This is a genomic window from Streptomyces sp. NPDC006739 (genome assembly GCF_042869815.1).
GTDB lineage: Bacteria > Actinomycetota > Actinomycetes > Streptomycetales > Streptomycetaceae > Streptomyces.
In genome coordinates, this window is the sequence record NZ_JBIAGM010000012.1 from 78,859 (window position 1) to 100,667 (window position 21,809).

Consider the following 21,809-nt stretch of genomic DNA (forward strand, 5'->3'; position numbering starts at 1 on the left):
ATGTCGCGTTCCCTGCTGTCGAGGCAGATCCTCACCTTTGCCGTGGTCGGCGTGATCAACACCGCGACCTACTACGGGCTTTACCTGTTGTTCCTCACGCGGTTGCCGTATCTGGCGGCGCACGTTCTGGCGTTCCTGCTCAGCATGGTCGGATCCTTTTTCCTGAACGCGCGCTTCACCTACCGGACCCGTCCGACCTGGCGGAAGTTCCTGTTGTTCCCGCTGACCAACGCCACCAACTTCCTGGTCACCACGGTGGGCGTGTATGTCATCGTGGACCTCCTGCACGCGGGGAGCCGCTTCGCCCCCCTCCTCGCCTCGGCGGCGGCGATTCCGGTGACCTTCGTCGTCTCCCGCCGGGTCATGCTCCCCGCCAAGGAGATTGCATAAACGTGCAGCGAAACGTATAGTCATGCCATCCAGAGGAGGGTGGACATGGCGGTACGTGCGGCGGTGGCCGGAGCGAGCGGTTACGCGGGGGGAGAGGTCCTGCGGCTGCTCCTCGCGCACCCGCGGATCGAGATCGGTGCCCTGACCGGCAACTCCAACGCCGGACAGCGCCTCGGGGCGCTCCAGCCGCACCTGCTGCCGCTGGCCGGCCGCGTGCTGGAGGAGACCACGCCCGAGGTCCTCGCCGGGCACGACGTCGTCTTCCTCGCGCTGCCGCACGGGCAGTCCGCCGCCGTCGCCGAGCGACTCGGTCCGGACGTCCTCGTCGTCGACATGGGCGCCGACTTCCGGCTCGAGGACGCGGCCGACTGGGAGACGTTCTACGGCTCCCCGCACGCCGGCACCTGGCCCTACGGCCTCCCCGAACTTCCGGGTGCCCGCGCCGCGCTGGAGGGGTCCAAGCGCATCGCGGTACCCGGTTGCTACCCGACCGCCGTCTCCCTCGCCCTGTTCCCCGCGTACAGCGCCGGCCTCGTCGAGCCCGAGGCGGTGATCGTCGCCGCCTCCGGCACCTCCGGCGCGGGCAAGGCCCCCAAGCCGCACCTGCTGGGCAGCGAGGTCATGGGGTCCATGTCGCCGTACGGCGTGGGCGGCGGCCACCGGCACACCCCCGAGATGATCCAGAACCTCAGCGCGGCGGCGGGGGAGCGGGTCTCGGTCTCCTTCACGCCGACGCTCGCGCCGATGCCCCGCGGCATCCTCGCCACCTGCAGCGCCAAGGCGCGCGCCGGGGTCACCGCCGAGTCCGTGCGGGCCGCCTACGAGAAGGCCTTCGCCGACGAGCCCTTCGTCCACCTTCTGCCGGCGGGCCAGTGGCCCTCGACCGCGTCCGTCTACGGTTCCAACGCCGTACAGGTGCAGGTCGCCCACGACGAGGCGGCGGGACGCGTCATCGCGATCAGCGCCATCGACAACCTGACCAAGGGCACCGCGGGCGGTGCCGTCCAGAGCATGAACCTCGCCCTCGGGCTCGACGAGACCACCGGGCTTTCCACGATCGGAGTCGCACCGTGAGCGTCACGGCAGCCAAGGGATTCACGGCGGCGGGCATCGCCGCCGGGATCAAGGAGAACGGCAATCCGGACCTGGCCCTCGTGGTCAACAACGGTCCGCGCCGCGCCGCCGCCGGTGTCTTCACCTCCAACCGTGTCAAGGCCGCGCCCGTGCTGTGGTCCGAGCAGGTGCTCAAGAGCGGCGAGGTGTCCGCGGTCGTCCTCAACTCCGGCGGCGCCAACGCCTGTACGGGACCCAAGGGCTTCCAGGACACGCACGCGACCGCCGAGAAGGCCGCGGCGGTCCTCGGCCGCGGTGCCGTCGAGATCGCGGTCTGCTCCACCGGCCTCATCGGTGTGCTGCTGCCCATGGACAAGCTGCTCCCGGGCGTGGAGACCGCCGCCGCCCAGCTCTCCGAGCACGGCGGCGAGAAGGCGGCCATCGCCATCAAGACCACCGACACGGTCCACAAGACCTCCGTCGTGGCCAAGGACGGCTGGACCGTCGGCGGCATGGCCAAGGGCGCGGGCATGCTCGCCCCCGGCCTCGCCACCATGCTGGTCGTCCTCACCACCGACGCCGCACTCGACGACGACGCACTGGACCGGGCCCTGCGCGCGGCCACGCGCACCACCTTCGACCGCGTGGACTCCGACGGCTGCATGTCGACCAACGACACCGTGCTGCTGCTCGCCTCCGGTGCGGCCGGCGTCACCCCGGAGTACGACGAGTTCGCGGAGGCCGTCCGGCAGGTCTGCGACGACCTCGGCCAGCAGCTGATCCGGGACGCCGAGGGCGCCAGCAAGGACATCAGGGTCGAGGTGGTCAACGCGGCCAGCGAGGACGACGCCGTCGAGGTGGGCCGCTCCATCGCCCGCAACAACCTCCTCAAGTGCGCCATCCACGGCGAGGACCCCAACTGGGGGCGGGTGCTCTCGGCGATCGGCACCACCGGGGCCGTCTTCGAGCCGGACCGGCTGAACGTCGCCATCAACGGCGTCTGGGTGTGCAAGAACGGGGGCGTCGGCGAGGACCGCGAGAAGGTCGACATGCGTTACCGGGAGGTGCACATCGTCGCCGACCTCGCCGCGGGCTCCGAGACCGCCACGATCTGGACCAACGACCTCACCGCCGACTACGTCCACGAGAACAGCGCCTACTCGTCATGAGCACCACGCGCAAGCACACCGCGCTCCCCAAGGCCCAGATCCTCATCGAGGCGCTGCCCTGGCTGGTCAAGCACAACGGCAAGACGGTCGTCATCAAGTTCGGCGGCAACGCCATGATCGACGAGGACCTGAAGGCCGCGTTCGCGCAGGACGTCGTGTTCCTGCACCACGCCGGCCTGAAGCCCGTCGTCGTGCACGGCGGCGGCCCGCAGATCAGCGCCGCCCTGGACAAGCACGGCATCGTCAGCGAGTTCAAGGCGGGCCTCAGGGTCACCACCGAGGACGCCATGGACGTCGTACGCATGGTGCTGGCCGGACAGGTGCAGCGCGAGCTGGTCGGGCTGCTCAACCGGCACGGGCCGCTGGCCGTGGGACTGACCGGCGAGGACGCGCACACCATCACCGCCACCAAGCACCAGCCGGAGATCGACGGCGAGTTGGTCGACATCGGGCGGGTGGGCGAGATCACCGCGATCGACACGGGCGCGATCGAGGCACTGCTCGCCGACGGCCGTATCCCGGTCGTCTCGTCGATCGCCCGTTCCGAGGACGACGGACATGTCTACAACGTCAATGCTGATACGGCGGCTGCGGCACTCGCTGCTGCTCTGGGCGCCGAGACCCTCATGGTCCTCACGGACGTCGAGGGCCTCTACGAGGACTGGCCGCACAGCGACGAGGTGATCAGCCGTCTCACCGCTTCCCAGCTGGAGAAGCTGCTGCCGGAGCTGAGTTCCGGCATGGTGCCGAAGATGGAGGGCTGTCTGCACGCCGTGCGGGGCGGTGTGACCACCGCCCGGGTCATCGACGGCCGGGTCCAGCACTCGATCCTGCTGGAGATCTTCACCGACGAGGGCATCGGCACGATGGTCGTGCCCGACGAGAAGCCGGACGAACAGGGGGCGTCATGAGCAACGAGGAACTGACCGCGCGGTGGCAGGGCGCGCTCATGAACAACTACGGCACCCCGCGGCTGCCCCTCGTGCGCGGTGCGGGCCTGAAGGTGTGGGACACCGAGGGCCGCGAGTACCTCGACTTCGTCGGCGGCATCGCCACCAACGCCCTGGGCCACGCCCACCCGGCCGTCGTGGAGGCCGTCACCCGGCAGATCGGCTCCCTCGGCCACATCTCCAACTTCTTCATGGCCGAGCCCACCGTCGCCCTCGCCGAACGACTCCTGCAGCTCTTCGGACGCGAGGGCCGGGTCTTCTTCTGCAACTCCGGCGCCGAGGCCAACGAGACCGCCTTCAAGATCGGCCGGCTGACCGGACGCACCCACATGGTCGCCACCCACGGCGGCTTCCACGGCAGGACCATGGGCGCCCTGGCGCTCACCGGCCAGCCCGCCAAGCAGGAACCGTTCCAGCCGCTGCCGGGCGATGTCACCCACGTCCCGTACGGCGACGCCCAGGCGCTGGCCGCCGCGGCCACCGAGGACACCGCACTGGTCGTCATCGAGCCGGTCCAGGGCGAGAACGGCGTCGTGGTACCGCCCGCCGACTACCTGAAGGCGGCCCGGGCGATCACCGCCGCCACCGGCGCCCTGCTGGTCCTCGACGAGGTGCAGACCGGCATCGGCCGCACCGGGACCTGGTTCGAGTACCAGGCCCACGACGGCGTGCTCCCGGATGTCGTCACCCTCGCCAAGCAGCTGGGCGGCGGGCTGCCGCTGGGCGCCACCGTCGCCTTCGGCCGGGCCGCCGAACTGCTCCAGCCCGGCCAGCACGGTACGACCTTCGGCGGCAACCCGGTCGCCTGCGCCGCCGGACTCGCCGTCCTCGACACCATCGACGGCGAAGGACTGCTGGAGAACGTCAAGCGGCAGAGCGAGCGGCTGCGGGACGGGATCGAGGCCCTCGGCCACCCGTTGGTCGATCACGTCCGGGGCGCGGGCCTGCTGCTGGGTATCGTGCTCACCGGGCAGCTCGCGCCGCAGGTGCAGCGCGCGGCCCAGGATGCCGGGTTCCTGGTGAACGCGCCCGCTCCCGACGTCGTACGGCTGATGCCGCCGCTGAACCTCCGCGACGACGAGACGGACGCCTTCCTCCAGGCGCTGCCCGGCATCCTTGGGGCAGCGGACCCGGCGAACGGGGACGGACGATCCGGAGAATGAGACGACGATGAGTCAGGCGCAGGACGACGAGCAGACCGCGGGGCCCGCCGTGCCGCAGACCCGCACCGCACGCCACCGCCGGATCGTGGACATCCTCAACCGGCAGCCGGTGCGGTCGCAGAGCCAGCTGGCGAAGCTGCTCGCCGACGACGGGCTGAACGTCACCCAGGCGACGCTCTCCCGGGACCTGGACGAGCTGAACGCGGTCAAGATCCGCAACACGGACGGCGACCTGATCTACGCGGTACCGAGCGAGGGGGGGTTCCGTACCCCGCGCGCCCCGCTGGGCGGGTCGGCGAAGGAGGAGCGGATGCGGCGGCTCTCCCAGGAGCTGCTGATCTCCGCGGAGGCCTCGGCCAACCTGGTCGTCCTGCGCACCCCGCCGGGGGCCGCGCAGTTCCTCGCCTCGGCCATCGACCAGGCCGAACTGCACGACATCCTGGGCACCATCGCCGGCGACGACACCCTGCTGCTGATCAGCCGGGATCCGTCCGGCGGGCAGTCGCTCGCCGCCCACCTGCTGCGACTGGCCCAGAACGGGCACTGACCGGCGCCGGGCCGGGGCCCGCATGCGAGCCCCGGCCCGGCGGCGGAGAATGGGAAGGTGATCTTCCGCAACCCGCGGGCAATCTCCTGGCGGCGGCCAGCCGTATACAGAGGTGTGTCGGGTTTCCGGTTCCCCGTGGGCCGTCTCCCGGACGAGGCTTTGCTGTCCGGGCTGGCCACCGGTGACGCGGAACTCGCGGTCACCTTCGTACGGAGGTTCCAGCACAGGGTCTTCGGTGTCGCCATGGCGGTCACCCGGGATCCGCAGCTCGCCGAGGACGTCGCCCAGCAGACCTTCGAGCGTGCCTGGCGTCACGCCCAGATCTACGACTCGCGCCGAGGCTCGGTCACGACCTGGCTGACGACCATCGCGCACAACCTCGCCATCGACGCCGTCCGCGCGCGGCGCTCGGAGCCGGTGGCGCCGGAGGACCTGGACGCGCTCCTCGGCATCGTCACCGAGACCCCCGAGCGGTGGGCGCTGGCCGACGAGGCCTCGTCCCGGCTGAGGGCGGCGGTGGCGCGGCTGCCGCGGGGACAGGCCCGTGCCCTGGTGATGGCCGGCATCTACGGAATGACGGCCCAGCAGATCGCCGACCGGGAGCGGATTCCGCTGGGCACCGCCAAGACGCGGATCAGAGCGGCGATGGCGAAACTGCGGACCATACTCGCGGCTGAGACGTCTCAGAACCGAGGCGATCATGATCAGTGACCTGACCTGCGGGAAGCTGAGGGAGACCGGTGCCGAGCTGGCGCTGGGGGTGCTGCCCGGCCGGGAGCGGGCCGACGCGGTCGCGCATCTGGACCGGTGCGCGGAGTGCCGGGAGTACGTCGGGCACCTCACCCTCGTCGGCGACGGGCTGGTCGGTCTGCTGCCGGACAGGGAACCGCCGCTGGGGTTCGAGACCCGGGTGGCGCGCCTGCTGATCCGGGACGTGATGACGCACGAGGGGCGCCCCAGGCCGGGCGGGGTAGGCCCCGCGCACCAGGGGCTGCGCGGTGGCGTCCGCAGGATGTGGCTGCGGGTCGCGGCGCTGGCGACCGCGTACACGGTCGCCACCGGGTTCGCGGGCTGGGCGGTCGGCGCCGCCTTCGAGGAGCTGACGGCCGGACCCCCGCCCGCCTCGGAGCCCATGCTGGTCGGTGACATGACCTCGGCAAGCAGCGCCGGGCAGCCCGTCGGCGAGGTCTACGCCCGCCCCGGCGACCACGGCTGGATCTTCATGGCCGTCGACCTCGACGGCTCCGGCACCCCCTACAGCGGCAGGGTCACCTGTGTCCTGGAGCGTCCCGACGGCACGACGGTCAGGGTCGGCCACTTCGCCCTGCGCGACGGGATGGGCCAGTGGGGTGTGACGGCCCACGTCAACCCCGCGGTCCTCGCCGCCCGCCTGATCTCGCCCGACGGCACGGTTCTGGCCAGGGCCCATCTGCAGACGGGCCATGTGATCACCCGGGAGGCGTGAACCCGGCAGGCCTCACAGGGGGGAGGCGGGCAGCGTCGCCCCAAGAGCGGCGGTCAGTTCGGCGACCGTGGGCCGAGCGGCGGGGTCGGTTCGCAGACAGCCGTCGACGGCGGCGGCGAGAGCGGGGGGCAGCCGTCGCCGGGACAGGACCGGCGGGGCGCTCCGCTCCAGCTGCGGATACCGGCCGGCGCGGCCACCGGTGGCCCTGGTGCTCTTCTCGTCCGCCACCGCCCCGGCCCCGTCCTCCGTCGCACCGGACTCGAACGCACCGGACTCGAACGCACCGGACTCGAACGCACCGGGCTCGAACGGACCGTCACCGCAGGCGGCCTCGAACAGCGTGATGCCGATGCCCCACACGTCGGCGGCGGCCGTGAGCGGCCCGCCGCGTGCCTGCTCCGGGGCGAGATAGCGGAACGTGCCCACCCCGGCGGGCGCCGGGCCCGGAGGCCGCGCGGTGCTCAGGTCCAGCACCTTCGCGTGGCCGCGCTCCACCACCACGTTGGACGGCTTGAGGTCCAGGTGCAGCAGGCCCCGGCCGTGGAGGTAGTGGACCGCGGAGCACAGCTGGACCCCGAGGAGCGCCACGTCCACGGCGGCGGGTCGGCGCCGCAGCCGGTGCAGCAGGTGGGACAGCGTCTCGCCGGTCAGTGTCTCCAGGACCACCAGGGGGTCGGGCGCCTCGAACGTCTCGTAGGCGCGGGTGAGGTGCGGGTGGGTGAACTCCCGCAGCCAGCGGCCCTCCTGCAGCAGCCGGTCGCACAGCCACCGTTCGTCACGGCGGTCGGGGCGCACCACCTTGATCACGCACCGGCAGTCCCGTTCCTCGCTCCAGGCGTCGTAGACGTCGAGCCAGCCGGTGCGCGTCAGGTGCGCCAGGACCTCGTAGCCCGGGACCGGCCGGGTGCCGGGAGGCAGGGGTGGGGTCGCCCGGGTCGCGAAGACGGTCACGACAGCACCGTCCGGTGTGCGGGCGTTCCGTTCAGCCGGTGGAGACGGGCGTAGGTCCCGTCGCGTTCGAGCAGCTCGTCATGGGCGCCGTGTTCGACGACCCGGCCGTGGTCGAGGACCACGATGCGGGTGGCGTCGCGGACGGTCAGCAGGTTGTGCGAGATGACGACGGTCGTCCGGCCGGCCATCAGCCGGCGCAGCGGGTCCATGATCCGCCGGCCCGAGCGGACGTCGAGCCCGGTGGTCGGTTCGTCGAGGAGCAGGACCGGCGCGTCCCTGATCATCGCGCGGGCGATCGCCAGGCGCTGGCGCTGTCCGCCGGAGAGTGTCCGGCCGCGCTGGCCGACCATCGTGTCGTAGCCCTCCGGCAGCAGCTCGATGAACTCGTGCGCGTCGGCGGCGCGCGCCGCGGCGACGATCTCCGCCTCCGTCGCCTCCGGCCGGCCGTAGGCGATGTTGTCCCGCACGCTGCCGTGGAAGACGAGTGTCTCCTGCAGGACCACGGCGACGTTCTCCCGCACGTCGGACAGGCACAGGTCCCGCAGGTCGGTCCCGTCGAGCCGGACCGCTCCCCGGTCGGGGTCGTAGAAGCGCAGCTGCAGCTTCGCCACCGTCGACTTGCCGGCCCCGCTGGCGCCGACCAGCGCCAGGGTCTCGCCGGGAGCGGCCTGGAAGGAGACGTCCGACAGGGCCCAGGACGCGGTGTCCGGGTAGCGGAAGCAGACGCCGTCGAACTCGACGGCGCCCCGGGCCCGGCCGGTGTGCCGGGCGCCCGGGGACTCGACGACCTGGGGCCGCTGGTCCAGCAGCTCGATGACCCGCTCGGCCGAGGCGGAGGCCGTGTAGAAGGTGGTGCCGAGGTGGGACAGACCCCGCACCGGGCCGTAGAGCTTGCCGATCAGTGCCAGGAAGACCAGCAGCCCGCCCAGTGTCAGCTGTCCCTGGGAGAGCTTCCAGGTGCCCAGGACCATCACCGCGAGACCGCCGGACACCTCGATGATCTCGACCACGGGGCCGTAGACGGCGCGGATCCGGGCCGAGGCCATCGCCGCCCGGAGCTTGCCGACGTTCTCCGTCTCGAACCGTCGCTCCTCCCACCCCTGCCGGTTGTACGCCTGTACCAGGGCGACGTTGCCCAGCGACTCCTCGGCGATCGCGCTGATCGAACCGCTGCGGCGCCTGCGCTCCCGCGAGGCCTCCTTGATCAGCCGGGAGAAGTGCCGGGCGGCACCCCAGAACAGCGGCACGATGACCAGGGCGAGCAGGGTCAGGTCCCAGCGCAGGTAGACCAGCAGGCCGAGGAAGACGCCCAGCCGGATCACGTAGTAGAGGGCGTCCGCCACGCCCGACAGCAGGAACGTCTCGACCGAGTCGACATCGCCCGTGACACGGGAGAGCACGTCCCCGAGGCGTCGCCGTTCGAAGAAGCCGAGCGACAGCCCCTGGACGTGCCGGAAGACGTCGGCCCGCAGGGAGAGCAGGAAGTGTTCACTGACCCAGGTGGACGTCACGTTGTCGGCGAACCGCAGGATGCCGGAGATGATGACGAGGCCCAGATAGGCAGGCGCGATCCACAGGAACGGCCGCAGATCCCGGGGGACCAGCACATCGTCCACGACGATCTTGAACAGCCAGATCTCCGCGGCGTCGACGGCGGGCCCGGCCAGGCTGAACAGGAGAACGGGGACGAACCAGCGTCGACGACCGCGGGTATAGGGCCAGAACCGCCGGAACACCTCGCGTGGGGACACCGCGGGCGCGGCCGCGACCACGGCGTCGGACGTCTCACCCACCGACAGCAGACGCCGCAGGACGTGGACCATGGCATGCGTTCCTCGGGGAGCGACGGCGAAGCGGACCGGGTCCCCCGGTCTCCGGTCCGCTCAGCCTCGGTGTGTGGTCAGTAGCCGCCGTGGTCTCCGTGGTCGCCGTGGTCTCCGTGGTCGCCGTGGTCGCCGTGGTCTCCGTGGTCGCCATGGTCGCCATGGTCTCCGTGGTCGCCGTTGTTCGACGAGTCTCCGTGGTCACGCCGCATGGCGGGCAGGAGACTGCTGAAGATAGCCATCACATTCCTCCTGAAATCTCGTTCCCTTTGGATACGTCTCAGGAAGGAAGTTGGATGGCGTTTCGGGATAAAAGGGGGAAATTTCTTCAACTTCGAGGCGGTGCTCCGAGGCCGTGCCCTCAGCCCAGCCGGGCCGCAAGCCCCCCGGTGCACCGCACCTCGTCACCGGCGGTGATCAGCAGCGCCTCCACGTCGGGCAGGGACTCCAGCCAGGCCAGCCCCTCCCGCGACCCCATCGCGAACGCCGCCGTCGCCCAGCAGTCGACCCACGTCAGACGCGGTCCGACCACCGTCACCGCCACCAGGTCCGTCACCGCCGACTTCCCCGTCCGGGGATCCACGATGTGCGTGCCCCGCTCGGCCGTGCCGGACGTGGCCACCGCCAGCTCGTCCGCCCCGGCCGCCGAGATCACCGCCGCCAGCCCGCCGGGCCGCAACGGGTCGGACACCCCCACCCGCCAGGACCGCTGTGGCTCGGGCGCGCCGACCAGCTGCACGTCCCCGCCGCCGTTCACGCTGACACCGCTCACCCCGACGGCGGCGATCACCCGTGCCGCCCGCTCGGCGGCCCAGCCCTTGACGATGCCGGTCGGGTCCAGCCGCCCGCCGTACCTCATGCTGAACCAGCCGCCGCTCGCCCGCTCCGCCTCGGCGCCCAGTCCGAGCACCTCGGCCACCTCGGGATCACAGTCGGCCACCGTCGTCTCGCCGCGTGCCAGCCGGGACACCTGACTGTCCTCGCGGTAGGTGCTGAACACCTCGTCGACCCGGTGCAGCCCGGCGACGGCGTCGCCGAGGGCCGCCCGGACCGCGCGAGGATCCCCGCCGCGGACGTCGAAGGAGAAGACCGTCCCCATGACCTCCTCCGCGTGACGCACCGCGGCGGGAGCTTCCGGTGTCGGGGCCACCGTGTCAGCCACCGGCCTGGTCCAGCGCCGACTGCAGCGACTGCTTGTAGCCGGTGCTGGTGTAGGTGGCCCCGGACACGGCGTCGATGTTCGCGGTGCCGGCCGTCACCGCCTCCTGGTTCAGCTTCGGCACGGCGAGCGCGGTCTTCTGGTCGCTGATCCCGCCCTTGGGCGCCTGCACCGCCTCCGCCTTGGTGATCTTGCCGTTGCTGACCGTGACGCGGACCTGGACCGGCCCGTACTGTGTCTGGGCGACCTGACCGGTCACGGTACGGGCCTGTGCCTGGGCGGAACCGGACGACGAACCGGAGCCGGTCGACGAGCCGGAGGACGAACCCGCACCCGCACCCGCACCCGAACTCGAACCCGACGCCGCACCCGAGGTCGAGCCGGCGGCGGTCTTCATCCGGTCCAGCGCCGACTGCAGCGACTTCTTGTACCCGGCGCTGGTGTACGTCGCCCCCGACACCGAGTCGATCCGGGCGCTCTGCGCCGCCACGGTCTCCTGGTTGAGCCTGGGCACGGACAGCGCGGTCTTCTGGTCGCTGGTCCCGCCCTTGGGCGCCTGCACCGCCTCGGCCTGGGTGATCCTGCCGTTGCTGACGGTCAGCCGTACCTGGACGACGCCGTACTGGGTCTGCGTGGCGTCACCGATGACCGTGCCGGCCCCGGCGGCCTGCGCGCCGCCCTGCGGCGACTCCTGTCCCGCGGCGGCCTGTTGGCCGGCCGGGCTGCCCGCCGCCGAAGCGGAGGCCGGGCCCGACGCCGGCTTCAGCGACAGCAGCAGGACGACGCCGGAGACGGTGGCCGCCGTCGCCAGTACGACGCGCCGAATGGGGTGACTCTTCCGCATCTCTTCTCTGCTCCCGTTGTCCCGTCGAGTTCCCGTTCAGGGCCCCGTCGCTCACATCTCGAACGACTCGTGATGGATACGGCGGGCGGGGACCCCCGCGCCGCGCAGTGCTTCGTACACCGACTGCGCGAACCCGGGCGGGCCGCACATGAAGACGTCGTGGCGGTCGATGTCCGGGATCTTCCGCTCCAGGTTCTCCGCGGAGATGTCCGGCCGCTCGCCGTCGGGGCTGTTGACCGCGTACATCAGCCGGGCCCCCCGCTCGTTGGCGATGGTCGCCAGCTCGTCCCACAGGGCCAGGTCCTGGGTGGTGTTGGCCCGGTAGAGCAGGGTGATGTCACCGGCCGCCCCCGGCAGCGTCTCGAACAGCGCCCGCATCGGCGTGATGCCCACACCGCCCGCGACCAGCAGCACCTTGCCCCGGCTGCGGCGCTGGGCGGTCATCGCGCCGTACGGGCCCTCGGCCCACACCCGGGTGCCGGGTGTGAGTTCGCGCAGCCGGGCGCTGTGGTCGCCGATCGCCTTCACCGTGATCCGCAGCATGTCCGGGCGGGGCGCCGCCGACAGCGAGTAGGGGTGGGAGCTGAACCGCATGCCCGGCGCCAGGAACCGCCACCGGAAGAACTGCCCGGCCTCCGCCCCCATCCGGTGCAGCTTGCGCCCGCCGATCAGCACCGACACGATGCCCGGCGTCTCCTCGATGACCGCCTCGACACGCATGCGGTGGCGGAGGTTCAGCCGGATCGGGGTGAGGATCCGGTACCACACCACCAGCGCGGTGACGGTGCCGTACAGGCCGTACCAGAAGGTCTTCGCGGCGGGTTCCAGCGCGAAGTCGTTGCCGGTGGTGATCTGGTGCCAGAACGTCAGGAACACCGCCGCGTACGTCAGTACGTGCACGTGGTACCAGGTGTCGTACGGCAGCCTGCGGCGGATCCCGCCGATCGAGGTCAGCCCGATGACCACCAGCAGACCGGTGCCGATGGCCGCCTTGCCCATGTCGGGCAGCTGGTTGATGGAGTCGATGGTCTGCTGGACGATGTCGCCGAGCGACTTGCCCGCCTGGAGCGCGTACCCCCACATGATGAGGAAGACGTGCGCGAAGACCAGGCAGAGCGTGTACCGGCCGCTCATGGCGTGCCAGCGGGCCACCCGGTCGGAGCCCACCCGCCGCTCCAGCGCGGGCACCCGCGCCATCTGCAGCACGACCAGCGCCATCAGATAGCCGGCGAGCAGACCGGTGATCCGGCCGGCGTTGAGGATCTTGCCGTTCTGGTCGGCGATGGATGGCGTGTTGTGCCACCACAGCCACAGCACGGCCGCCGCGCCCGCCCAGACGGCGAGCAGCAGCGGGACGGCCGGGGAGCGGCGCGGACGGATGCGGCGCATCGTCTGACGGCGGGCGGCGCGTCCGCCTGCGATCGTGGTGGTCACGGTTCCTCCGTGGGGACTTGACCCTTGGCGCCCACTCATACGTGCCCGGGCCGCGGTGTGTTCAGAAGCCCGCCGAGTCCAGTGCGGACTGGAGTGACTGCCGGTAACCGTCACTGGTGTAGGTGGCCCCGGAGACTGTGTCGATCTCGGCGCTCTGCGCGGCCAGAGCCTCTCTCCGCAGCTGGGGGAGTGCGTAGCTGTTGATCTCCTGGTCGCGCGGGTTCTCGTTCGGGTAGCTGACCGCGGTCACTTCGGTGAGCTTGCCGCCCTTCACGGTGATCCGCACCTGGACGGGTCCCCACCGGGTCTGGACCGTGTCCCCGGTGGCGGTCCTCGTCCCCGGGGTGGAGCCGGCCGTCGGGCTCGAACTGCTGCTGACGGCTGGCGACTTGCCGCTGCTCGCCGTGACCAGCCTGGGGCTCGCGTGCGGCTTCAGCGACAGCATCAGCACCATGCCGGAGACGGTGGCGGCACTCGCCAGCACGATGCGGCGCAGGGGGCGGTTCTTGTTCAACGCGTGCACTTCTACTGCCTCACAACTCTCGCGGCTCTCGGGGCCATCCGGGCTTTCACGGCTTTCGCGGCCCTCACAGTTCGAACGACTCGTGGTGGATCCGACGGTCCGGAACCCCGGCGGCGCGCAGCTCCCGGTACAGGTCCTGGGCGAAGCCGTGCGGGCCGCAGAGGTACACGTCGTGTTCGGCGAGCCCGGGGACGGTGGCGGTCAGCGCCTCGGCGGTGATGCTCGGCCGCTCGCCGCGCGCCCCGTTGAGCGCGTACAGCACCTTCGCTCCGCGCCAGCGCGCGACGGCCTCCAGCTCGCCGCCCAGGGCGAGGTCCTCGGCCGTCCGGGCCCGGTAGAGCAGGGTGACCTCACCGGGGAGCGTCTCGAACAGGGCCCGCAGGGGGGTGATGCCGACGCCGCCCGCGATCAGCAGCGAGCGGTGCGTGGTGGCCCGGCCGGCGGTCAGGGAGCCGTACGGGCCCTCCGCCCACACCCGGGTGCCCGGGCGCAGCAGCGGGACGGCCGCGCTGTGGTCGCCGAGCGCCTTGACGGTGATCCGCAGCAGGTCCGGGCGGGGCGGCGCGGACAGCGAGTACGGCGTCGACGCCCACCCCATCCCCTCGCCGAGGAACCGCCAGCGGAAGAACTGCCCCGGCTGCGCGCCGAGTTCGTCCAGCCGCCGGCCCCGTACGACGACCGAGTACACGCCCGGCGCCTCCTTGTGCACGGACTCCACGCGCAGCTGGTGGCGCAGGTTAAGCCGCACCGGCGCGAGGATCCGGTACCGGAGCACCAGCGCGGCCACCCCCAGGTACAGGGCGTACCAGGCGGCCGTGGCCACCGGCTTGCCGTTGAAGTCGTTGCCGAGGGCCAGCTGGTGGAAGAAGGCGAGGAAGACGGCGGCGTAGGTCAGCAGGTGGACGTAGTACCAGAACTCGTAGCTGGTGCGGCGGCGCACGGCCCGGGCCGAGGTGACGCCGACCGCGAACAGGACGACCGTGCCGGCCGTGGCCATCAGCATGTCCGGGTAGTCCAGGACCACCGTCACCGTCTCGTGCACCAGCGAGGCGTGGTCCTGGGCGGCGTACCCCATGAGGGTCAGCACGATGTGCGCGACCAGCAGACAGACCGTGTACCGGCCCGCCATCGCGTGCCAGCGGGCCACCCGGTCCGAGCCGATCCGCCGCTCCAGCAGCGGCACCCGGGCCATCAGCCCGACCAGCACCGCGCAGGAGTACCCGCACAGCAGCCCGGCGATCCGTCCGGCGCCGGTCAGCCAGCCCTCGGCGCCGACCACCGAGCCGGTGTCCGTCCACCACAGCGCGAGGACGGCCGCCGCGCCCGCCCACACCACGGCGAGCAGGGGGCCCGCCGGGGAACTCCGGCGAGCGGGCACCACACCCGGCGCCCTCCGCTGCTCGTACACGGTGGTCATGTGCGCGTCCTTCCTCTTCGTCCGGTACGCCACTGTGCGCGGCCAACCTCTGAGACAGCTCTGAGATGCCGGAACACCCAGCCCACTCAGAGGAAACTCAGAGCCCGGGCGGCCACCCGGCACCCCGCCGAGGGGCGATCCTGGAGGGGCGATCCTGGAGGGGCGAACAGCCCTGGAGAGACGACGACCGGCCCTGTGGGGCGATGAACGACCCTGGTAGGGCGATGAACGACCCTGGAAAGGCGATGACCACGACCCGCTCCGGCCGCCCGGCCCTCACCCGACCCGACGGCACCGCGCTGCGCGTCCTCGTCGTCGACGACGACCCCGACCTCGCGGAGGTGCTCACCGGCGCCCTGCGCTACGAGGGCTGGGAGGTGCGCGCGGCCGGCGACGGCGCCTCGGCGGTGGCCGTCGCCCGGGAGCTGCTGCCCGACGCCGTGGTCCTCGACGTGATGCTCCCGGACACCGACGGCTTCGCCGTGCTGCGCTCCCTGCACGCGGTGAAGCCCGACGTGTGCGTGCTCTTCCTCACCGCCCGGGACGCGGTGGAGGACCGGATCGCGGGCATCACGGCGGGCGGCGACGACTACGTCACCAAGCCGTTCAGCCTGGAGGAGGTAGTCGCCCGGGTGCGCGGACTACTGCGCCGCGCCGGCATGGCCCGGCAGCTGGAGGAGGGACCGCGGCTCGTCGTCGGCGACCTGGTCATGGACGAGGATGCGCGGGACGTGACCCGTGCCGGAGAACTGATCGAGCTGTCCCCGACCGAGTTCGAGCTGCTCCGATTCCTGATGCGCAATCCGCGCCGGGTGCTCAGCAAGGCGCAGATCCTGGACCGGGTGTGGTCGTACGACTTCGGCGGCCGGGCGCATGTCGTCGAGCTGTACATCTCCTACCTGCGCAAGAAGGTGGACGCGGGCCGCGAACCCATGATCCACACCGTGCGCGGGGCGGGCTACGTGCTCAAGCCGGTGGTCCCGTGAGGTTCCGGCGCCGGCCCCGGCTGCGCCGGCTGCCCCGCCCGCGCACCCTGCGGTCCCGGCTCACCGTGGGACTGGTGGTGCTGCTCGCGGTCAGCTGCGCGGCGGTCGGGCTGGCCGCGGTCGTCGAGCTGAACGGCTTCCTCACCCAGCGCCTCGACCAGCAGCTGAGCCAGGTCGGCACCCGGTTCCCGGAGAGCCTGGAACACAAGGGCAAGCTGCCCGACGACCACGACGGCGACGAGCACGGCGACGACCGCAGGCAGGCGAGCGGCACCTTCGGCGCGCGGCTGCTGAAGGGGACGGTGACCAACGCGGCGGTGGTCCGCCCCGGCGGCATCGAGAACCTGATCGGCCGGCTCAGCGACCGGGACCGCGGGCAGCTCGCGAGGGTCGCCACCGACGGCAGGGGGCACACCGTCGACCTCTCCCGGCCGCTGAACCACTACCGGGTCGCCGCGGTCCGGGGCATCGACGGCGACGTGCTGGTCTCCGGTCTGCCGCTGGAGCCGGTGCAGGCCGCCGTGCACCGCCTGGAACTGGTCGCCGGGATCGTCTTCGGCCTCGCCCTGGCCGCGACCGGCGTGGTCGGCGCCCTGTGGGTGCGCTGGTCGCTGCGTCCGCTGAGCCGGGTCGCCGCGACCGCCACCCGGGTCAGCGAGCTGCCCCTGGCCAGCGGCGAGGTCGCGCTGCCGCCGCGGGCCCCCGAATCCGATCCGCGCGGCGAGGTGGGCCGGGTGGCGGCCGCCTTCAACCGGATGCTCGGCCATGTCGAGGACGCGCTCACCAAACGGCACGCCAGCGAGGAACGGCTGCGCAGCTTCGCGGCCGACGCCAGCCATGAACTGCGCACCCCGGTCGCCTCGGTCCGCGGCCACGCGGAGCTGGCCCTGCTGCATCCGGGCCCGGTACCGCCGCAGGTCACCCGGGCCCTGGAGCGCATCGCCGCCGAGTCCTCCCGGATGGGCGAGATGGTCGACGACCTGCTCCTGCTGGCCCGGCTCGACGCCGGCCGGCCCTTGGAGCGCCGCCCGGTCGACCTCACCCATCTGGTGCTGGACGCGGTGACGGACGCCCGCGCCACCGGTCCCGGCCACCGCTGGACCCTGGAACTGCCGGAGGAGCCGGTCACGGTCACCGGCGACACCCACCGCCTCCACCAGGTGCTGGCCAACCTGTTGGCCAACGCCCGTCTGCACACGCCCGTGGGCACGAAGGTGACGGTCTCCCTGGACACCGACGGCACGACCGCGACCCTCGCCGTCCACGACGACGGGCCCGGCGTCCCCGAGGACGTCCGGCCCGGCGTCTTCGAGCGCTTCACCCGGGCAGAACACCGCCGCCGCACGGACGCGCCCGGCGGGGGAGCGGGCCTGGGCCTGGCGATCGTGGCAGCGGTGGTGGAGGCGCACTCGGGGAGCGTGGGACTGGAGAGCGCGCCGGGGGACACGACGTTCACGGTGCGCCTTCCGGCGGCCACGGAGGCCCCGTAGGACGGGGGGGTCCAAAGGGGTCTCGGGGATCCGGGGGATCTAGGGAACCTAGGGGATCTAGGGGATCTAGGGGGACGACGGCAGTGGCAGCGGGAGCCCGGGCAGGCCGTCCATGCTGGTCGCCACGTGCTCCTTCTTCCGGAAGTACTCGCTCAGCGAGGCGTCGTCCTCGCGTGCGAAGCGCTTGCCGTGCAGGTCGCGGTCCTCCTCGTACGCCATGAAGGGCACCGCGTACCCGCAGGTGTCCCGGACGAGTTCGGCGTGGACGACGATGATCGCGCGCAGTCCGTGCGGGCTGGGGTCGATGCCGGGGAAGTGGGCGAGCAGTTCCGTGAAGCGCGGGTCGTCGCGGAAGACCGGTTCGCCCCGGCCGTGTACCCGCACGATGTTCGGCGGACCCTGGAAGGCGCACCACATCAGGGTGATCCGCCCGTTCTCCCGCAGGTGCGCGATCGTCTCCGCGTTGGAGCCGGCGAAGTCCAGGTAGGCGACGGTGAGTTCGTCGATCACCGCGAAGGAGCCCTTGAGGCCCTTGGGGGAGAGGTTGACCGTGCCGTCACCGGACAGGGGCGCGGTCGCGGTGAAGAAGAGGGGCTGTTCCTCGATGAACGTGCGGAGCCGGCCGTCTATGCGTTCATAAGTCTTTCCCATAGCTCGTGATTATCGGCGCGATTCCTTCGCCTGTATAAGGAATTCACCTGTCCGGCTCCACCGCGGCCGCCCCGGCCGGCGCTTCCTCGGGGCGGCCGCGGCTGCCCGTCACGTCACTTGGTGAGCGTGCAGGCGGCCAGGGAGTCCAGGCCGGTCGGCTTGGTCCCCTTGCGGCCGATGGCGGTGGCGATCCGGTCGATGGTGGAGATGCGCTTGTCCTTGAGCGGGCCGAGGATGGCGTTGTTCACGAAGTTCGGTCCGCCCTGGCCCACGGTGTCGACCAGCCGCTTGTTGGCCTCGTCGATCTGCGTCTGCAGCAGGGTCAGGTTGCGGTCCACCTCCGCCTGCGCGGTGGCCGGGATCGCGGGGAGCTTCGACTTCACGTCGGGGCAGGTGATGGTGCCCGGCGAACCGGCGGCGGTGCCGTTCGCCTGCTGTCCGGCCGCCGCGCCGCCGTTGCCCTTGCCTCCGTTGCCGTTGCCCTTGTTCGCGTTGCCCGCGTTGGCGTTACCGGCGTTGGCGTTGCCCGCGTTGGCGTTGCCCGAGCCTGCCGCCGCACCGCCGCCCGCGTTGCCACCCCCCGCGTTGAGCGTGCACGGTGCCAGCGCGTCCAGCCCCGTCGGCTTGGCCGCCGTGCGCCCGATCGCCGTCGCGATGCGGTTGACGGTGGAGATGCGCTTGTCCTTGAGCGGGCCGAGGATGGCGTTGTTCACGAAGTTCGGTCCGCCCTGGCCCACGGTGTCGACCAGCCGCTTGTTGGCCTCGTCGATCTGCGTCTGCAGCAGGGTCAGGTTGCGGTCGACCTCGGCCTTCGCGGAGGCGGGGACCGCGGGTAGCTTCGAGGCGACGTCGGGGCAGGTGATCGTGCCGGGGCCGGCGGCGAGGGTGCGGGCGTTGCTCGTGCCGTTGTCGCTCTTGTCGGGCGTCCCGGCGAGCGCGGTGCCGGCGATGATCGCGCCGGACAGTGCCACTGCGGCAGCGCCGCCGATGATCGCCACGCGACGCTTGTTGTACTTCGGAAGAGCCCTGGACATGCGGATGCCTCACTAGGGTCAGGAGTGGGTTTACCAACGCGGCGCCAGCGTTCGGGGATGAGTACGCGAAAGCGGTTTCATCTGTTCAGCGCCCGCCGAAATTTCCGTCACGCCCGTCCCCTCCGTACCCAGATTGACGAATCATGCAGTGCACTGCATACTCATGCAGTCCGATGTGCGATACCGGCCGACTCTCCCGAGGAGCAACGCAAGTGAGCAGCAACAGCGGTGACGTACGGCTCTGGGGCGGTCGTTTCGCCGACGGTCCCGCCGAGGCCCTGGCGAAGCTGTCCGCGTCCGTCCACTTCGACTGGCGGCTCGCCCCCTACGACATCGCCGGTTCGCGTGCCCACGCGCGCGTGCTGCACAAGGCGGGGCTGCTGACCGGGGACGAGCTGGACCGCATGATCGCCGGGCTGGACCTGCTCGAAGCGGACGTGGCCGCCGGGGAGTTCGTCGGCACCATCGCCGACGAGGACGTCCACACCGCCCTGGAGCGCGGCCTGCTGGAGCGCCTCGGCCCCGACCTGGGCGGCAAGCTGCGCGCCGGGCGGTCCAGGAACGACCAGGTGGCCACCCTCTTCCGGATGTACCTGCGCGATCACGCCCGGATCATCGGCGGGCTGATCGCCGAGCTGCAGGACGCGCTGATCGCACTGGCCGAGGCCCACCCGGACGTGGCGATGCCCGGCCGTACCCACCTCCAGCACGCCCAGCCCGTCCTGTTCGCCCACCATGTCCTCGCGCATGTGCAGTCCCTGTCCCGGGACGGTGAGCGGCTGCGCCAGTGGGACGAGCGGACGGCCGTGTCGCCGTACGGCTCGGGCGCCCTGGCCGGCTCCTCCCTCGGCCTGGACCCGGAGGCGGTGGCGAGGGACCTCGGGTTCGAGCACGGCAGCGTCGGCAACTCCATCGACGGCACGGCCTCCCGTGACTTCGTCGCCGAGTTCGCCTTCATCACCGCGATGATCGGCGTCGACCTCTCCCGGATCGCCGAGGAGATCATCATCTGGAACACGAAGGAGTTCTCCTTCGTCACCCTTCACGACGCGTTCTCCACGGGCTCCTCGATCATGCCGCAGAAGAAGAACCCGGACATCGCCGAGCTGGCGCGCGGCAAGAGCGGACGCCTGATCGGCAACCTCACCGGGCTCCTCGCCACCCTCAAGGCGCTGCCCCTCGCGTACAACCGCGACCTCCAGGAGGACAAGGAGCCGGTCTTCGACTCCTGCGACCAGCTGGAGGTGCTGCTCCCCGCCTTCACCGGCATGATCGCCACCCTCACCGTCCACCGCGAGCGCATGGAGGAACTGGCCCCGGCCGGCTTCTCCCTGGCCACCGACATCGCCGAGTGGCTGGTCAAGCAGGGCGTGCCGTTCCGCGTCGCGCACGAGGTGGCCGGCGAGTGCGTGAAGGTCGCCGAGGCCGAGGGCAAGGAGCTGGACGGCCTCACGGACGAGCAGTTCGCGAAGATCTCCGCCCACCTCACCCCGGAGGTCCGCTCGGTCCTCAACGTCCCCGGTGCCCTGGCCTCCCGTAACGGCCGCGGTGGTACGGCGCCCAGCGCGGTCGCCGTGCAGCTCGCCGAGGTCAAGGCCGACGTGGCCGCGCAGCACGGCTGGGCCGACGCCAAGAAGTAGCAGGTCGTCACGCATGGAACGGGTCTCGCGGGTTACGTTGGTCGGCAGCCGTATGGAGCCGACCGAACGGAACCCGCGATGCCCTTCGCCCGACTGGCGTCAGCAACGACTCCCACCTGCCACCTCGGCCTGGGCCTCGCCGCCGTCGGCCGTCCCGGGTACATCAACCTCGGCCGCGACGAGGACCTGCCGCCCTCGCGCAGCGTGGAGGCGCTGCGCGAACGCACCCGGGAACTCCTCGACGCCGCCTACGCGCAGGGGGTGCGCTACTTCGACGTGGCCCGCTCCTACGGCCGCTCGGAGGAGTTCCTCGCCGACTGGCTGAGGGGCCGCCCCGACGCGGACGACGTGGTGATCGGCAGCAAGTGGGGCTACACCTACACGGCCGGCTGGTCCACCGACGCCGAGCGGCACGAGGTAAAGGACCACAGCCTCGCCACCTACGAGCGCCAGCGCGCCGAGACCGACGAACTGCTCGGCGGCCGGCTCGACCTCTACCAGATCCACTCGGTGACCCCGGACAGCCCGGCCCTCACCGACAAGGAACTCCACGCCCGGCTCGCCGAGGCCGCCGCCGGGGGCCTGACCATCGGCTTCTCCACCAGCGGCCCTGCCCAGGCGGACGCCGTCCGCGCCGCCCTCGCCGTGACCGTCGACGGCGAGCCCCTCTTCCGTACCGTCCAGTCGACGTACAACGCCCTGGAAACCTCGGCCGGTCCCGCCCTCGCCGAGGCGCACGACGCCGGACTCACGGTGATCGTCAAGGAGGGCATGGCCAATGGACGACTGGCCGCGCCGCACGCCCCGGACGTGCTGAGGGCGGTGGCCGAGGAGACCGGGCTGGGCTGCGACGCGGTGGCCCTCGCCGTGATCCTGCGCGAGCCCTGGGCCGGTGTCGTCCTCTCCGGCGCCGCGACCCTCACCCAGTTGGCCTCCAACCTGCACGCCCCCGTGGTCGACCTCGACGAGGACCAGCTCGCCCGGCTCGGCACGCTCGTGGAGGACCCGCGCGCCTACTGGGAGCGGCGCGGACAGCTGCCCTGGCACTGACCGACCCCACGCCCACCGGCCATATGATTCACACATGCCCATGATGAGACATCAATGTCTCACATGGGCT

At 71.6% G+C, this 21,809-nt stretch carries 22 protein-coding genes; 12 read left to right on the forward strand and 10 right to left on the reverse strand.

Features of this window, described 5'->3' with window-relative positions:
* The 8 genes from ACFYMM_RS23730 (at position 1) to ACFYMM_RS23765 (ending at position 6,737) form a co-directional block, all read left to right on the forward strand.
* The gene (locus ACFYMM_RS23730; RefSeq protein WP_388389708.1) at positions 1-390 is read left to right on the forward strand and encodes a GtrA family protein; all 390 of its coding nucleotides are present in this window, start codon (positions 1-3) and stop codon (positions 388-390) included.
* A 45-nt stretch (positions 391-435) separates the two neighbouring features.
* Positions 436-1,464 (forward strand): N-acetyl-gamma-glutamyl-phosphate reductase, encoded by a 1,029-nt coding sequence (gene argC / locus ACFYMM_RS23735; RefSeq protein WP_388389710.1) that lies wholly within the window; start codon positions 436-438, stop codon positions 1,462-1,464.
* A complete protein-coding gene (gene argJ / locus ACFYMM_RS23740) occupies positions 1,461-2,612 on the forward strand; it encodes a bifunctional glutamate N-acetyltransferase/amino-acid acetyltransferase ArgJ (RefSeq protein WP_388389713.1) in 1,152 nt (383 codons plus the stop codon). Before argC ends, argJ begins: the two co-directional genes overlap by 4 nt.
* A complete protein-coding gene (gene argB / locus ACFYMM_RS23745) occupies positions 2,609-3,523 on the forward strand; it encodes an acetylglutamate kinase (protein ID WP_388389715.1) in 915 nt (304 codons plus the stop codon). Before argJ ends, argB begins: the two co-directional genes overlap by 4 nt.
* On the forward strand, positions 3,520-4,725 hold the full coding sequence (locus ACFYMM_RS23750; RefSeq protein WP_388389717.1) for an acetylornithine transaminase: 1,206 nt from the start codon (positions 3,520-3,522) through the stop codon (positions 4,723-4,725). Before argB ends, ACFYMM_RS23750 begins: the two co-directional genes overlap by 4 nt.
* A gap of 7 nt (positions 4,726-4,732) precedes the next feature.
* Complete coding sequence (locus ACFYMM_RS23755; protein ID WP_388389719.1) at positions 4,733-5,272, forward strand: arginine repressor; 540 nt, start codon at positions 4,733-4,735, stop codon at positions 5,270-5,272.
* Between the two features lie 114 nt (positions 5,273-5,386).
* Positions 5,387-5,983: an RNA polymerase sigma factor gene (locus ACFYMM_RS23760; protein ID WP_388389721.1), complete on the forward strand. Its 597-nt coding sequence runs from the start codon at positions 5,387-5,389 to the stop codon at positions 5,981-5,983.
* The gene (locus ACFYMM_RS23765; RefSeq protein WP_388389723.1) at positions 5,973-6,737 is read left to right on the forward strand and encodes a hypothetical protein; all 765 of its coding nucleotides are present in this window, start codon (positions 5,973-5,975) and stop codon (positions 6,735-6,737) included. The genes ACFYMM_RS23760 and ACFYMM_RS23765 overlap by 11 nt, the downstream gene beginning before the upstream one ends.
* Before the next feature lie 12 nt (positions 6,738-6,749).
* Here the strand turns inward: ACFYMM_RS23765 and ACFYMM_RS23770 are convergent, their stop codons facing one another.
* The 8 genes from ACFYMM_RS23770 to ACFYMM_RS23805 all read right to left on the reverse strand — a co-directional run bounded on the left by ACFYMM_RS23770 (position 6,750) and on the right by ACFYMM_RS23805 (position 14,888).
* Positions 6,750-7,688, reverse strand: a complete 939-nt coding sequence (locus ACFYMM_RS23770) for a serine/threonine-protein kinase (RefSeq protein ID WP_388389724.1) — start codon at positions 7,686-7,688, stop codon at positions 6,750-6,752.
* A complete protein-coding gene (locus ACFYMM_RS23775) occupies positions 7,685-9,511 on the reverse strand; it encodes an ABC transporter ATP-binding protein (protein ID WP_388389726.1) in 1,827 nt (608 codons plus the stop codon). Before ACFYMM_RS23775 ends, ACFYMM_RS23770 begins: the two co-directional genes overlap by 4 nt.
* 77 nt (positions 9,512-9,588) lie before the next feature.
* Positions 9,589-9,753, reverse strand: coding sequence for a hypothetical protein (locus tag ACFYMM_RS23780; protein ID WP_388389728.1), 165 nt, complete (start codon positions 9,751-9,753; stop codon positions 9,589-9,591).
* Positions 9,754-9,872: 119 nt separating this feature from the next.
* The gene (locus tag ACFYMM_RS23785) at positions 9,873-10,673 is read right to left on the reverse strand and encodes an FAD:protein FMN transferase (RefSeq protein WP_388389730.1); all 801 of its coding nucleotides are present in this window, start codon (positions 10,671-10,673) and stop codon (positions 9,873-9,875) included.
* Positions 10,666-11,514 carry an FMN-binding protein gene (locus ACFYMM_RS23790; RefSeq protein WP_388389732.1) on the reverse strand — a complete coding sequence of 283 codons (849 nt, stop codon included), beginning with the start codon at positions 11,512-11,514 and terminating at the stop codon, positions 10,666-10,668. The genes ACFYMM_RS23785 and ACFYMM_RS23790 overlap by 8 nt, the downstream gene beginning before the upstream one ends.
* 51 nt (positions 11,515-11,565) lie before the next feature.
* Positions 11,566-12,948 (reverse strand): ferric reductase-like transmembrane domain-containing protein, encoded by a 1,383-nt coding sequence (locus ACFYMM_RS23795; protein WP_388389734.1) that lies wholly within the window; start codon positions 12,946-12,948, stop codon positions 11,566-11,568.
* Between the two features lie 61 nt (positions 12,949-13,009).
* Positions 13,010-13,471 carry an FMN-binding protein gene (locus ACFYMM_RS23800; RefSeq protein WP_388389736.1) on the reverse strand — a complete coding sequence of 154 codons (462 nt, stop codon included), beginning with the start codon at positions 13,469-13,471 and terminating at the stop codon, positions 13,010-13,012.
* 64 nt (positions 13,472-13,535) lie between these two features.
* Entirely contained in the window at positions 13,536-14,888 is a 1,353-nt protein-coding gene (locus tag ACFYMM_RS23805; RefSeq protein ID WP_388389738.1) for a ferric reductase-like transmembrane domain-containing protein, read from the reverse strand.
* A gap of 245 nt (positions 14,889-15,133) precedes the next feature.
* Here ACFYMM_RS23805 and ACFYMM_RS23810 point away from each other — a divergent pair, with 245 nt between their 5' ends.
* Positions 15,134-15,874 carry a response regulator transcription factor gene (locus ACFYMM_RS23810; RefSeq protein WP_388389740.1) on the forward strand — a complete coding sequence of 247 codons (741 nt, stop codon included), beginning with the start codon at positions 15,134-15,136 and terminating at the stop codon, positions 15,872-15,874.
* Complete coding sequence (locus ACFYMM_RS23815; RefSeq protein ID WP_388389743.1) at positions 15,871-17,364, forward strand: sensor histidine kinase; 1,494 nt, start codon at positions 15,871-15,873, stop codon at positions 17,362-17,364. Before ACFYMM_RS23810 ends, ACFYMM_RS23815 begins: the two co-directional genes overlap by 4 nt.
* Positions 17,365-17,430: 66 nt before the next feature.
* Here the strand turns inward: ACFYMM_RS23815 and ACFYMM_RS23820 are convergent, their stop codons facing one another.
* A complete protein-coding gene (locus ACFYMM_RS23820; protein WP_388389745.1) occupies positions 17,431-18,015 on the reverse strand; it encodes a pyridoxamine 5'-phosphate oxidase family protein in 585 nt (194 codons plus the stop codon).
* A 113-nt stretch (positions 18,016-18,128) separates the two neighbouring features.
* On the reverse strand, positions 18,129-19,049 hold the full coding sequence (locus ACFYMM_RS23825; protein ID WP_388389747.1) for a hypothetical protein: 921 nt from the start codon (positions 19,047-19,049) through the stop codon (positions 18,129-18,131).
* Positions 19,050-19,261: 212 nt separating this feature from the next.
* Between ACFYMM_RS23825 and argH the strand changes: the two genes are divergently transcribed.
* Together argH and ACFYMM_RS23835 are read left to right on the forward strand one after the other, a co-directional pair.
* Entirely contained in the window at positions 19,262-20,689 is a 1,428-nt protein-coding gene (gene argH / locus ACFYMM_RS23830; protein WP_388389749.1) for an argininosuccinate lyase, read from the forward strand.
* 78 nt (positions 20,690-20,767) lie between these two features.
* Positions 20,768-21,739, forward strand: coding sequence for an aldo/keto reductase (locus tag ACFYMM_RS23835; protein ID WP_388389751.1), 972 nt, complete (start codon positions 20,768-20,770; stop codon positions 21,737-21,739).
* Positions 21,740-21,809: the final 70 nt, after the last annotated feature.

Coding starts and splice junctions, on each gene's coding strand:
- ACFYMM_RS23730 (WP_388389708.1), top strand. CDS start 1: ATGTCGCGTTCCCTGCTGTCGAGGCAGATCCTCACCTTTGCCGTGGTC.
- argC (WP_388389710.1), top strand. CDS start 436: ATGGCGGTACGTGCGGCGGTGGCCGGAGCGAGCGGTTACGCGGGGGGA.
- argB (WP_388389715.1), top strand. CDS start 2,609: ATGAGCACCACGCGCAAGCACACCGCGCTCCCCAAGGCCCAGATCCTC.
- ACFYMM_RS23750 (WP_388389717.1), top strand. CDS start 3,520: ATGAGCAACGAGGAACTGACCGCGCGGTGGCAGGGCGCGCTCATGAAC.
- ACFYMM_RS23755 (WP_388389719.1), top strand. CDS start 4,733: ATGAGTCAGGCGCAGGACGACGAGCAGACCGCGGGGCCCGCCGTGCCG.
- ACFYMM_RS23765 (WP_388389723.1), top strand. CDS start 5,973: ATGATCAGTGACCTGACCTGCGGGAAGCTGAGGGAGACCGGTGCCGAG.
- ACFYMM_RS23775 (WP_388389726.1), bottom strand. CDS start 9,511: ATGGTCCACGTCCTGCGGCGTCTGCTGTCGGTGGGTGAGACGTCCGAC.
- ACFYMM_RS23780 (WP_388389728.1), bottom strand. CDS start 9,753: ATGGCTATCTTCAGCAGTCTCCTGCCCGCCATGCGGCGTGACCACGGA.
- ACFYMM_RS23790 (WP_388389732.1), bottom strand. CDS start 11,514: ATGCGGAAGAGTCACCCCATTCGGCGCGTCGTACTGGCGACGGCGGCC.
- ACFYMM_RS23805 (WP_388389738.1), bottom strand. CDS start 14,888: ATGACCACCGTGTACGAGCAGCGGAGGGCGCCGGGTGTGGTGCCCGCT.
- ACFYMM_RS23810 (WP_388389740.1), top strand. CDS start 15,134: ATGACCACGACCCGCTCCGGCCGCCCGGCCCTCACCCGACCCGACGGC.
- ACFYMM_RS23820 (WP_388389745.1), bottom strand. CDS start 18,015: ATGGGAAAGACTTATGAACGCATAGACGGCCGGCTCCGCACGTTCATC.
- ACFYMM_RS23825 (WP_388389747.1), bottom strand. CDS start 19,049: ATGTCCAGGGCTCTTCCGAAGTACAACAAGCGTCGCGTGGCGATCATC.
- ACFYMM_RS23835 (WP_388389751.1), top strand. CDS start 20,768: ATGCCCTTCGCCCGACTGGCGTCAGCAACGACTCCCACCTGCCACCTC.